Origin of the sequence: Pedobacter sp. AJM (assembly GCF_002197755.1) — a bacterium.
Lineage (GTDB): Bacteria > Bacteroidota > Bacteroidia > Sphingobacteriales > Sphingobacteriaceae > Pedobacter.
The window spans coordinates 124,267-136,751 of the sequence record NZ_NHOT01000012.1 but is presented as its reverse complement, the minus strand read 5'-3'; the positions used below and the strand labels follow the sequence as shown (position 1 = coordinate 136,751).

The following is a 12,485-nucleotide window of genomic DNA, read 5'->3' as shown; positions in this document are numbered from 1 at the left end:
CGTGATATGACACCATTAAGGGATACAAGAACATTTAAGCGCAATGCCCTATATGTTCTGATATGTCTTATATGGTAAAAAACAATAATAAAAGTTTTAACTTCTAAGACCCTGAAACAAGTTCAGGATGACCAACTGCAAGAGTAATCTCTCCAGTAGGATCGCTTGCATGAAAGATTTACTTTCCCAAAAAAAGTCGGGGCAGGCGCTCCTTCCTGCTCCTAATGACGATGCAGTCTAAAAAACTAACCACTAAGTCACAAAGTTTAATGCCGTGATATGACACCATTAAGGGATACAAGAACATTTAAGCGCAATGCCCTATATGTTCTGATATGTCTTATATGGTAAAAAAAACTAGTAAAGTTTTAACCGCTAAGCCCCTGAAACAAATCGGATAGCTATCGGATCAGGGTGAAGGGCTGAAAGAGCTTAATACGCTCGCTAATCGCGATAGTTGTAAGATTGCTTCGTTGCTAACAATGACAATTCAGAAAAGAAAAAGATTCACCACTAAGACACAAAGAACACAAAGCAAATTTCTTAGTGACTTCGTGCCTTAGTGGTAAAAAAACTAACTATTCCATATAAAAGGTGCCTGTTTTACAAAGGCCTTCTCTCCGAACTGCTCAATAATAAACCGAGCCAAATTAGCTGCATTAATCTGTTCGCCATCACAATTAACCAAACTTGCGCCTATAGCACTTTGTTCGTCGGTTTGAATGATTAAGGGTAAACGGATTAAAGTCCAATCGAGATCACTGTCAATTAACAGATCATATTCTTTCTGCCTGTCTGCGGTAGAAACCGGATAGTTATCGTACATCCATTGGGTTGCAAATTGGGTTTTGGCATCCTTTTCATCAGCAGGACTATCTACGTTGATACCCGTAATGACGATGTAACGTTTCAGATCAAGGGCTTTCATCGCCGTTAGGATATTACTTGTTGATTGCGTAAAGATTGTTTTTTCGCTTGCAGGTTGTCCCGTACCGAGGGCACTGACAACGATATCGCAACCTTTTATAAAGGTATGTACCTTTTCCACATCTTTAACATCGCCGGTTACAATTTCCAGCGAAGCATGATGAATCTGAAGTTTTTCTGGATTTCTGACAAGGGCTTTGACCCCGAATTTTTGCGCCAATAGCGCTTTTAAAATATAAGTACCAGCTTTACCTGTAGCACCGATTAAAGCAATTTTTAAATCTTGCATGATGTTCTTTATAAAATTTTAGAAAATAATAGTTTATCCCTTGATCAGAACGATAAGGGAATATCAGAATTGAATTCTGTTTGAGTTATATTTTATAAAGAGATTTTAATGGCACTAATTTAGGAAAAAAATACCATTTCTACCTAAGTGCAACGGAATGGATATCCTTCGACTCCGCTCAGGATGAGAATTAATTAATAAACATCGTCATCTCGACTGGAACGTAGTGAAGCGGAGAGATCTACAGTAACCTCCAATTAAAGTGCAAAGATTTCTCCATTCCGCTGCGCTTCAGTCGAAATGACGACGCATCTATCCCAGGATTTGCTACATAAATCTTAACTATATAAGTAAACATAAACTCCATACCTAATATGTTCTTACATGTCTTATATGGTGAAAAGAAACTAGTAAAGTTTTAACCACCAAGACACAAAGAACACAAAGTGAATGATATCCTGGTGTCTTCGTACATTTGTGGTAAAAACACTAACTCTTAAACTTCTTCATAAACTCACTTACACTTTCCTCAATATTCCCGTTATCAATTGCTTTAACGAATGCCGTTCCGATGATGGCGCCATTTGCATAAGAACAGGCCTTATCAAAAGTTTGTTTATCGCTGATTCCGAAACCGATCATCGTTGGATTTTTCAAGTTCAGGTTTTTAATCCTGCTGAAATAAGCTTCGGTGGTATTGCCAACCTCGAGGTTTTTACCTGTAGTAGCTGATGATGATAACAAATAGATAAAGCCATTGGTTAAGCCATCAATTTTATGGATGCGTTCTTCAGCAGTTTGAGGCGTAATCAAAAACACATTACTTAAGTTGTGTTCCTCAAAGCATTCTTTATAAAACTCCTCGTATTCCACCATTGGTAAATCAGGAACGATACAACCATCAACCCCCACTTCGGCACAGGCTTTACAGAAATTCTCCACACCGAACTGCAAAACCGGATTCACATAGCCCATCAATAAAACAGGAATGGTCACACTTGTACGCAGGTCTTTCAACTGTTCAAAAAGCAGCTTTAAATTCATGCCCTGATCTAAAGATTTCTTACTACTCGCCTGGATTACCGGTCCGTCAGCTACCGGGTCTGAATAAGGAAAACCAATTTCCAGCATATCAGCTCCTGATTTTTCTAAGGCTTCCGCAATTTGTATCGTATCGCCGGTATTTGGGTAACCGGCCGTGTAATAAATCGATAATATATTTTTCTTCGATGCGAAGAGTTGTTTGATTCTGTTCATTTTCCGAGATGTGAGATGTGAGATGTGAGATATGAGAACCAGACAGGAAGTCTGATATCTCAAGTCTATTATCTCATATCTATAATTTGAAATATTTAATATAAGTATCTAAGTCCTTATCGCCTCTGCCCGATAAGCAAACCACTACATTTTCGCCGCCTTTGAATTCCATTTTCTCTAAGTAGGCCAAGGCATGTGCACTTTCGATTGCCGGGATAATGCCCTCTAACTGGGTGAGTAATAAACCTGCATCCAAACTCTCTTCATCCGTTATCGAAACGTATTTCCCCCTACCGGTTTTAAACAAATGCGCATGTTGCGGACCAATACCCGGATAATCCAAACCAGCAGAAACCGAATGCGGTTCTACCACCTGTCCGTCTGGCGTTTGCATTAGAATACTTCGGCTGCCGTGCAACACTCCTTCTTTACCTAAATAAGTGGTCGCCGCAGAGAATCCGCTCGACACGCCTTTTCCGGCTGCTTCAACAGCGATCAGTTTTACATTTTCATCATCCATAAAATGGTAGAACATGCCCATGGCATTACTTCCACCGCCTACACAAGCCAGCACGTAATCCGGCTGATCACTACCGGTTTGTGCCATCAGTTGTTTTTTCGTCTCTTCAGAAATAATAGATTGGAAAATGGCCACCATATCGGGATAAGGATGCGGGCCAACGACCGAACCGATGATGTAATGCGTATCAACCGGATTGTTAATCCAGTCGCGCATCGCCTCGTTAGTGGCATCCTTTAAGGTTTTACTTCCTGAACTTGCAGGCACCACCTTTGCGCCTAACATCTTCATGCGGGCCACGTTTGGTGCCTGGCGCTCGATATCCACTTCACCCATATAAATGACGCACTCCAGGTTACGCAAAGCGCAAACCGTAGCGGTGGCCACACCGTGCTGACCGGCACCGGTTTCAGCAATGATTCTTTTCTTACCCAGCTTTTCAGCCAGGAGAATCTGCCCGATGGTATTGTTAATTTTATGCGCTCCGGTATGGTTTAAGTCTTCTCTTTTCAGGAAAATGTTGGCACCATATCTTTCAGATAACCTATTCGCTAAATACAACGGCGAAGGGCGACCCACATAATCTTTCATTAACTGATGAAATTCCTTTTGAAAACCGGCATCATCAATAATCCTTAAATAATTCTGCCGCAATTCTTCTACGTTCGGATAAAGCATTTCAGGAATGTAGGCCCCACCAAAATCTCCGTAATATCCTTTTTCGTTTACTTTGTATTTCATAATATTTTATCAACTCGTTTGTCACATTGATAGCTGCCAGAGATAAGTCGTCATCTCGATCCGATAGCTATCGGATGGAGTGCAGCAGAATGGAGAGATCTATATTTATAATGCAGATTTCCCGGCTGCGCTCGAAATGACGATCTGTTGCTAGCCAGACCACAGCATGATATTCTATTTTTCCATTTCTTTAATAAATTCTTTAATCTTCTCTGCATCTTTAACACCAGGTTCAACTTCAAACCTGCTGTTGATATCCAGCGCATACAATCTCGAATCTTCCATTGCATTTATTGCTGCTGCATGTTCCAAATCAATTCCGCCACTTAAAAAGTAAGGCTTATCTAATGGATAACCGTCTAAAATCTTCCAATCGAATGTTTTTCCTGAGCCACCATGCGCTTTTGTTTTGGTATCGAACAAAAAGTAATCGACCACAGCTGCGTAAGCATTCAATATCGAAAAGTCAAAATCTTCATCCACACCAAAAGCCTTAATCACTTCCAAACTGTTCAAGTTATTTTTTAGTGCGGCACAGTATTGTGGCGACTCCCCTCCATGTAACTGAACAGCTTTTAACTGGTATAGATTTACTTTTTTCTGCACCAATTCCAAATCTTCATCAACAAACACGCCAACTGTTCTAATTTCTGATGGAATGTATTTAATCAGCTCTGCCGAAACATCACTGATCAACCTTGGTGATTTATCGTAAAAAATAAAGCCTAAATAATCAGGCTGCAAGCTGGCAACCGCAGCAACATTTGCCGCGAACTTCATTCCGCAAACCTTTAATTTCAATCCTTTCATCAGGCAACTAATTTTTTAAAGCTTTCCAGCGCCTTTTTACTGACTAAAGATTCCTCCGCTTCATAGAAACAATCTGCGAAACTTACAGCAGGCTTAATGGTTTTAATGGCCAATGCAGCATTGCAAAGCACCACATTGTTTTGAACATCAGTAGCCTCACCATTTAAAACATCCATGAAAATTTTTGCAGAAGATTCTACGGTATCTCCACCTTTAATATCATTCACGGAAACCTTTTCAAATCCCATGTCATTCAGGGTTAAAATCCCCTCTCCCTTATTGTTAAAGGTTTTCACATCGCAGGTTAATGAAATTTCGTCATAACCTTCCAGCGCATGAACAATGGTATAGCTTTTTGTGGTGTCCTGGTAAAGATAATTGTATAAACGGGCCAGTTCCAGACTGAAAACACCCACCATCTGGTATTTAGGCTGTGAGGGGTTTACCATCGGCCCCAGCATATTGAAAAAGGTTTTAACACCTAAATCTTTACGGATTGGGGCCACAATCTTCATGGCCGGATTAAATAAAGGTGCATGTAAAAAACAAATGCCGGCGGTATCCAGGCTACGCTTTAGAGCATCCTGGTTATTGGTGAATGAATAACCCAGATATTCCATCACATTTGAAGAGCCACAACCAGATGACACGCCATAATTACCGTGTTTGGCTACCTGATGCCCTGCACCGGCCACTACAAATGATGACAAGGTGGAAATATTAAAGGTATCCTTTCCATCGCCACCTGTTCCGCAAAGATCAATCAGTTCATAGTCTGAAAAATTGGCTTTAATGCCCAGATCCAGCATGGCATCACGGAAACCCTGTAACTCATCAACCGTAATGTTGCGCATGGCGTAGGCTGTAATAAAAGCGGCAATCTGCGAAGAATTAAATTCTCCCTGTGAAATAGAAATGAGGATATGCTTAGCCTCTTCCCTGCTGAAGCTTTTATTTTCAAACAAATGGTTTAATATTCTTTTCATGTTGATTTGCTTCTTTTGACGATAGCCCATAAAAAAAGGATTGCTTTTTGGGCAATCCTTTTTATCGTTTATAAAATAATTTAAAATATATAACAATAGAATTTGCCTAACGAATTTCGTTATGCCACCACCAATTGTTATTTAAGTTTTTAATGATCATGTTTGTATAGAACAAATATTGATATACTTTTTTGTAATTCCAAAATCTTTCTAAAAATATATGTCTTTTTTTAAGAGAAGAGTACAGTTTAATGATGATCTGGGTTTCGGCTCTGCGCCCGTGATCAAAAACCAGCGGGTATTAAATACGGATGGAACACCAAATATTGAGCGGACTGGTCTGCCCTGGTTCAAGTTCGATGATACGTATACCCGACTGGTTACCATGAGCTGGCCCCGGTTTTTTCTTGTGATCCTGATCGCCTACCTGATTGTAAACACACTTTTCGCGGTTGCCTATAATGTAATTGGAATTGAAAATTTAGACGGCGCAAAAGGCATTACTTTAAGAGATCAGTTTTTTGATGCTTTCTTTTTCTCTGCACAAACCATTTCAACAGTAGGTTACGGACATATTTCACCACAGGGATTTATTACCAGTGTGCTCGCGGCCTTTGAGAGTATGCTTGGTTTACTGGCCTTTGCCTTAGCTACCGGATTATTATATGGTCGTTTCAGTCGCCCTACGTCAAAAGTGTCTTTCAGTAAAAAAATGGTTATCGGCCCCTATCAGAATCAAAAAGGCTTGATGTGCAGGCTCGTTAATTTAAGAAGGAACGCACTTATTGATATTGAAGTGCAGATGATCATCACCTTCAACGAACAGGTAGATGGAAAATTAAAAAGAAGTTTTTATCCTTTGGATTTGGAACGCAATAAAATCAGCGTACTATCCTTAAACTGGACCCTGGTTCATCCCATTAATGAAGACAGTCCTATTTTCGGAAAAACACTAGATGAATTAAAAGCAGCGGAAGTAGAGATTTTTGTGATTTTGAGAGCCTTTGATGATACTTTTGCGCAAACCATTCATACCAGAACCAGCTATCAGGATGATGACATCGAGTTTGATGCAAAGTTTAAGATCATGCATTATCACAATGAGCAGGGCAAAACCGTGATGGATTATAGCTTGTTTGATAAAATTGAAAAGGTATAATCAGCGTTACTAACTTTCTGTCTGATATGAAATAAAGTTAGTAATGCTAAATGAACAATAGTTTAATCAAACTGATGAATAAATTTTAAAATTTCTTCATACAGATCATTCCCCCCTAATATCATCTGGCTAATCATAGACACATGACTTTTCCCTTTGATCTCCTTAATTTCTACAGGAATATGGTGTGCCTTTAATTCTTGATATAACCTGGGAGTTTGTAATTTGATCGCTTCGTAAGTTTTGCCACCATACAACAGCAGATGCGGATTTTTAATATGATCAACATAATTTAATGGTGATGCTGCTTTCCATACCGCTGGCTGACTGGTGAAGGTTCTGATAAAATCGAAGTAAAAACTGTCCTTTTTGGCCGTGGTCAGGTATTCATACAGATCCAGTCCGAAGGGATCATTTAAGATTACGCCTTTGATTGGATTTTTGATTCCGGCATGGTTAAAATATCTCGGATCGGCGTTGATAAGTTCTGCCAAATGCCCACCTGCTGAATGCCCCATTATAAAGATCTTATCTGAACTGCCTTTATAAACAGCGCTATTTTCCTTAACCCATTTTACGGCCAATGCGCAATCATCAGCCATTTTTTCATATTGTGCATCAGGCGCGAGCGGATAATTGATAATGACAGCAACTACACCTTTCCGTGCAAAATTTCTCCCTAACCACCAATACGTTTCTTTCTTGCCACTGCTCCAGGATCCTCCATGTATGAAAATCAGAACAGGTTTGTTTTCAATCTGATCGGCATTGTAAAAAATATTAAGTGTATTTTCTGCTTTAGCGTTATGGGCATAATTGATATCCTTCGCCGTCTTTACCTGAGCCAATGCTGTTATGGTTTGAAACAAGAGAATTGTTAGAAATAGTTTTTTAAGCATATGAAGGAATTAGGTTATGAGATCTGATTAGTAACTATCGGGTATTAGGCAGCAAGTATCACTTTGAAGATTGAAAAACTGGCATTAAACTTTTGCTTTGACCTTTAAGCAATCGGCCTTTAGCGCTAAGCCTTAATCAGCGGATTTTTCTCTTTAGCAAATAAATCGAAAACCTTTTTATCTACAAAAGCAGGAAATAACTTATTCATCCAAACAGCCAGTTTTCCCTGGCCTGTCATCACTAAAGTCCGTTTGCGTTTCTCGATTCCATCGGCAATAATACCAGCAACTTCTTCAGATGTCATCATTTTTCCCTCATCCATACTGGTTTCACCATGAGTTGCACCATCTTTTGATAGTGCTGTAACGCGAATATTGGAAGCGGTGAACCCCGGACAAGCCACTAAAACATTAACACCGGTTTTTAAAAGTTCGGTCCGCAGCGACTCCATAAAACCATTCATTGCAAATTTTGAAGCGGAATAGCCAGTTCTTCCCGGCAAACCCCGGTAACCGGCAATAGATGAAATTCCCACTACCGTACCTTTGGTTTTCAGGATTTCGGGTAGGGCATATTTGGTGCAATAAACAGTTCCCCAGAAGTTTACATCCATCAGGTTTTTAAGTACAGATAAATCGAGATCATGAAACAATGCACGCATGGATAAACCGGCATTGTTCACCAGGATATCAATCCTTTGAAAAGAAACCAATGTTTGTTTGATGATCAGTTCACAATCGGCCTCCTTACTTACGTCTGCCTGAACAGCCACTGCCCTGATGTTATATTTCTTTTCTAAATCGGCCGTAATTTCGCAAAGGGTTACATACTGGCGGGCAGCTAAAACTAAATTAGCACCACGTTTGGCAAATTCTTCGGCACAGGCTTTTCCGATCCCGCTGGATGCCCCGGTAATGATGATGACTTTATTTTTGAGGTTCATTTTTTTGTGAGTATTGAGTCGCAAGTATTAAGACTTGATGGTTAGACTGGTGTTAGTATTGAATATCACGTATGAAGATTGGTGCTTAATTTATTGCTTTTATAGTCTTTTCGGACTCCAGACTTTTGACTTACAACTCTGGACTCCTAAATCCCAACTATTTCATCATCGCTGTTTCATAAGGTACGCGCGTAATGATCGAGCGGCCGAGGGTAATTTCATCTGTATATTCCAGTTCGCCACCAAAAGCAATGCCGCGGGCAATGGTGCTTACCGGAACATTAAAGTCTTTTAAGCGCTTGTACAAGTAAAACAGTGTGGTATCGCCCTCCATATTCGGGCTCAGGGCCAGGATAATTTCTTTGATCCCCCCGGCAGATACCCTGGAAACTAATCCATCGATAAATAAGTCTGTCGGACCAATTCCATCCATTGGTGAAATTAGGCCACCCAAAACATGATAAACCCCAAAATACTGACCTGTATTTTCGATCGCCATGACATCCCGAGTATCTTCGACCACGCAAATCGTTTCCTTATCACGTTTGGCCGAAGTACAGATTTCGCACACCGTATAATCTGATATATTGCGGCAAATTGTACAATGTTTGATGTGTTGCTTTAGCTTAATAAAAGTATTGCCAAACTGATTCACTTCCTCCTGTTCTTTATTTAAAAGATGTAATACTAAACGCAATGCCGTTTTTTGTCCTACACCAGGTAATTTAGAGAATTCGTTTACTGCATCTTCCAGCAGTTTGGATGAAAAATTCATGTACAAAAATATACTAAAAGTTTGATACGGAAAATTGTTTGATTGTTATATTGATAAATTGCTGTATGGCTTCATTGTTGTCCTTCTATAGCAAGACCATTGTTGAAGTTAAGTTTTAACAATGGAGCAATTTAACAATTCTTTAAGCCATTGACTTTAAATCGTAATTTCTTACATTTATCAGCTTAAAACAAAACCATGTCGCCAACCATACTTTTATGTTTCCTAATCGGTTATTTTTTATTGCTGATTATTATTTCATTCGTAACCGCTAAAGATTCGTCTGATAACAACTCTTTTTTTGTAGCCAACAGAAATTCAAAGTGGTATTTAGTGGCATTTGGCATGATTGGCACTGCACTTTCGGGGGTAACGTTTATTTCGGTTCCGGGTGAAGTGGGGGCACCGGCCGGGAATCAGTTTCAGTATTTTCAATTCGTTTTAGGTAATGCCGTTGGTTTCCTCATTATTTGCACCGTATTGCTCCCGCTGTATTACCGGATGAAACTGACCTCCATTTACAGCTATATTGAACAGCGATTGGGGCATTACAGTTATAAAACTGCAGCCTCCATATTTTTGCTGAGCAGAACACTGGGTTCGGCCACCAGGTTATATTTAGTGGTGATTGTACTGCAACGCTTTATTTTTGATAATTACGGCATCCCTTTCTGGTTAACAGTGCTGATTTCCTTAGCCCTGATCTGGTCGTACACCTTTAAAGGCGGTTTAAAAACCATTATCATTACTGATACGCTTCAAACGTTTTTCCTGGTGCTCTCCGTTTTCCTCACCATCTATTTTATTTGTAGCAGCTTAAATTTTAATATTCCACAGGCTTTTGAAACCATCAAAAGCAGCAGCTATTCAAAGATTTTCTTTCTGGATAATTTCCTGACGAATAAGTTCTATTTCAGCAAACAGTTTATCGGCGGTATTTTCGTGACCATTGCGATGACGGGTTTAGACCAGGATCTGATGCAGAAAAACCTGAGCATGGGTACGATTAAAGAGGCGCAAAAAAACATGTTCACTTTTACAGGAGTATTTGTCATCTTAAATGTCTTCTTCCTGAGCGTTGGGGCATTGCTGTATATTTTCGCCACTAAAAATGGCATTGAAATTCCTTTGGATCACCTCACCGGAAAGGCTAGAACCGATTTGTTATTTCCAGAAATTGCCTTGAATCATTTAGGTGCAATACCTGCCATTATCTTTATGCTGGGCCTAACGGCAGCAACATTTGCCACCACAGATTCTGCCTTAACCGCACTAACCACTTCTTTTTGTGTAGATTTCCTGGGCATGGCCAAAGCTGAAAATGTAAATGCGAAAGATGCGGTAAAAAAGCGCCATACCGTCCACATCGCATTTTCTATTTTAATGTTTTTAGTGATCATCGTCATCAATGCACTCAACAGCTCATCCGTAGTCAGCTTAATATTTACCATTGCCTCTTATACCTACGGACCACTTTTAGGCTTGTATAGTTTTGGACTATTTGTAAAAAAACGTGGTTTGTACGACAAATTAGTGCCAATAGTTTGCATATTATCGCCTTTTTTATGTTACTTGCTTTCCACGTATTCAACCCGTTTACTGGGTGGTTACGTTTTCAGTGTTGAACTGATTTTAATTAATGGTTTAATCACCTTTATAGGTTTGCTTTTCATCAGCAAAAAGACTGATGCGCAAACAGAATTTTAATATTAGAATAGCGTAAATATGACGAGTGAAGAAAAAATAAGAAGTGCCTTTGAAAATAAGGACTGGCAGGAAATTAAAGTAACGGATTCCTGGCAAATTTTTAAAATAATGGCGGAGTTTGTAGATGGCTTCGAAAAACTGGCTAAAATCGGTCCCTGCGTAACCATCTATGGGTCAGCCCGGACGGCAGAAACCAACAGGTATTATCAACTGGCAGAACAATGCGGTAAACTTTTAACTGATCGTGGTTATGGCGTGATTACAGGCGGTGGCCCGGGTATCATGGAAGCCGGAAATAAAGGTGCACATACCAATGGCGGTAAATCGGTAGGGCTTAATATCGAACTGCCTTTTGAACAGTTTCACAATAAATATATTGACCATAACAAATTACTGGAATTTGATTATTTCTTTGTCCGCAAGGTAATGTTTATGAAATACAGCCAGGGTTTTGTGGTTTTACCCGGCGGTTTTGGTACCATGGATGAGCTTTTTGAAGCTTTAACGTTGATCCAAACGGGTAAAATTGCACGTTTCCCGATTGTATTATTGGGCAAGGATTACTGGAGCGGTTTAATCGACTGGATTAAAGGTACCATGCTACAAAAAGAACATAATATCCATGAGGAAGATCTGAACCTGTTCAGGTTGGTAGATACAGCCGAAGAAGCCGCAGAGCACATTTTCAGGTTCTATGATAAATATGTATTGAAACCTAATTTCTAGAACAGATAAAGAACAGGATTAAAAGAATTTGAGGTTTTTCAGGATTTGGATGTTGAAGCATATTCTCTTCAATCCTTGAAAATTCAAATCATTATCAAAAAGGTGCTTGTTTTACAGGCACTTTTTTATTTACAAACTTTTTCTGTAACGATTCGTTTATTCGGCAGTCTTAAAGCAAAACCTTGTTGTGATGGAGAAAATACTGAATTGGAGAAAAGGCTTACTTGATAGTAATTACCAGGTATTTGAAGATATGTTATTAAAATTTTCTTTAAATTTCTTTTCTTTAAAAAACTCTGCCATTGCCACCACACAATCAGGAATTTACCTTTTAAAAAGTGAAGGGTACTCCACTCCGGAGTCGAAAATCCTCAATAACAAAAATGAAGTTCTGGCGGTCATCCGCTATGACTGGCTGGGGTTTAAGGCCAGAATATTTTGTACCAGCGGTGATGAATTTGACTGGAGTTTTCAGAACAGCTGGTTCAGCAGATGGTCAGTGAATGATCATAAAAATAAGCAGATTATTTATAATTCAGCTTCGGGCAGTGGCTTGATCCACAGCAATACGGAAGATGATTTAGTAATGGTGGCGGGATTATTCATCCGGGAATATTATATCAGGATACTTTATGCTTTTATATTGCTGATGGTTTTCCTATCCTTCGCACGGAACATTTTTTAAATGCTTTTTTAATTTAAATGATTAAGACCAAATGGTTCAGTTTTTAACGCATCCAATGGG

12 protein-coding genes are annotated in these 12,485 nt (G+C 39.4%); 4 read left to right on the top strand and 8 right to left on the bottom strand.

Annotation, left to right across the window (positions count from 1 at the left end; translation table 11 throughout):
- Positions 1-574: 574 nt before the first annotated feature.
- From CBW18_RS18490 to trpD, 5 genes are all read right to left on the bottom strand, one after another.
- Entirely contained in the window at positions 575-1,216 is a 642-nt protein-coding gene (locus CBW18_RS18490; RefSeq protein ID WP_088302859.1) for an NAD(P)-dependent oxidoreductase, read from the bottom strand.
- Positions 1,217-1,705: 489 nt separating this feature from the next.
- Positions 1,706-2,473: a tryptophan synthase subunit alpha gene (trpA, locus tag CBW18_RS18485; protein WP_088302858.1), complete on the bottom strand. Its 768-nt coding sequence runs from the start codon at positions 2,471-2,473 to the stop codon at positions 1,706-1,708.
- 79 nt (positions 2,474-2,552) lie between these two features.
- Positions 2,553-3,734: a tryptophan synthase subunit beta gene (gene trpB, locus CBW18_RS18480; protein WP_172406575.1), complete on the bottom strand. Its 1,182-nt coding sequence runs from the start codon at positions 3,732-3,734 to the stop codon at positions 2,553-2,555.
- 174 nt (positions 3,735-3,908) lie between these two features.
- Complete coding sequence (locus CBW18_RS18475; RefSeq protein ID WP_088302856.1) at positions 3,909-4,544, bottom strand: phosphoribosylanthranilate isomerase; 636 nt, start codon at positions 4,542-4,544, stop codon at positions 3,909-3,911.
- Positions 4,544-5,530: an anthranilate phosphoribosyltransferase gene (trpD, locus tag CBW18_RS18470; RefSeq protein WP_088302868.1), complete on the bottom strand. Its 987-nt coding sequence runs from the start codon at positions 5,528-5,530 to the stop codon at positions 4,544-4,546. The genes CBW18_RS18475 and trpD overlap by 1 nt, the downstream gene beginning before the upstream one ends.
- Before the next feature lie 220 nt (positions 5,531-5,750).
- Here trpD and CBW18_RS18465 point away from each other — a divergent pair, with 220 nt between their 5' ends.
- Positions 5,751-6,689, top strand: coding sequence for an ion channel (locus CBW18_RS18465; RefSeq protein ID WP_088302855.1), 939 nt, complete (start codon positions 5,751-5,753; stop codon positions 6,687-6,689).
- Between the two features lie 62 nt (positions 6,690-6,751).
- Here CBW18_RS18465 and CBW18_RS18460 read toward each other — a convergent pair whose 3' ends face one another.
- From CBW18_RS18460 to recR, 3 genes are all read right to left on the bottom strand, one after another.
- Positions 6,752-7,588 (bottom strand): alpha/beta hydrolase, encoded by an 837-nt coding sequence (locus CBW18_RS18460; RefSeq protein ID WP_088302854.1) that lies wholly within the window; start codon positions 7,586-7,588, stop codon positions 6,752-6,754.
- 125 nt (positions 7,589-7,713) lie between these two features.
- Positions 7,714-8,532, bottom strand: a complete 819-nt coding sequence (locus tag CBW18_RS18455) for an SDR family oxidoreductase (protein WP_088302853.1) — start codon at positions 8,530-8,532, stop codon at positions 7,714-7,716.
- Between the two features lie 157 nt (positions 8,533-8,689).
- Entirely contained in the window at positions 8,690-9,307 is a 618-nt protein-coding gene (gene recR, locus CBW18_RS18450; protein ID WP_088302852.1) for a recombination mediator RecR, read from the bottom strand.
- A 198-nt stretch (positions 9,308-9,505) separates the two neighbouring features.
- Here recR and CBW18_RS18445 point away from each other — a divergent pair, with 198 nt between their 5' ends.
- From CBW18_RS18445 to CBW18_RS18435, 3 genes are all read left to right on the top strand, one after another.
- Positions 9,506-11,014: a sodium:solute symporter gene (locus CBW18_RS18445; RefSeq protein ID WP_088302851.1), complete on the top strand. Its 1,509-nt coding sequence runs from the start codon at positions 9,506-9,508 to the stop codon at positions 11,012-11,014.
- 18 nt (positions 11,015-11,032) lie between these two features.
- Positions 11,033-11,740 carry a TIGR00730 family Rossman fold protein gene (locus CBW18_RS18440; protein WP_029289075.1) on the top strand — a complete coding sequence of 236 codons (708 nt, stop codon included), beginning with the start codon at positions 11,033-11,035 and terminating at the stop codon, positions 11,738-11,740.
- Positions 11,741-11,930: 190 nt separating this feature from the next.
- The gene (locus CBW18_RS18435; RefSeq protein WP_088302850.1) at positions 11,931-12,425 is read left to right on the top strand and encodes a hypothetical protein; all 495 of its coding nucleotides are present in this window, start codon (positions 11,931-11,933) and stop codon (positions 12,423-12,425) included.
- Positions 12,426-12,485: the final 60 nt, after the last annotated feature.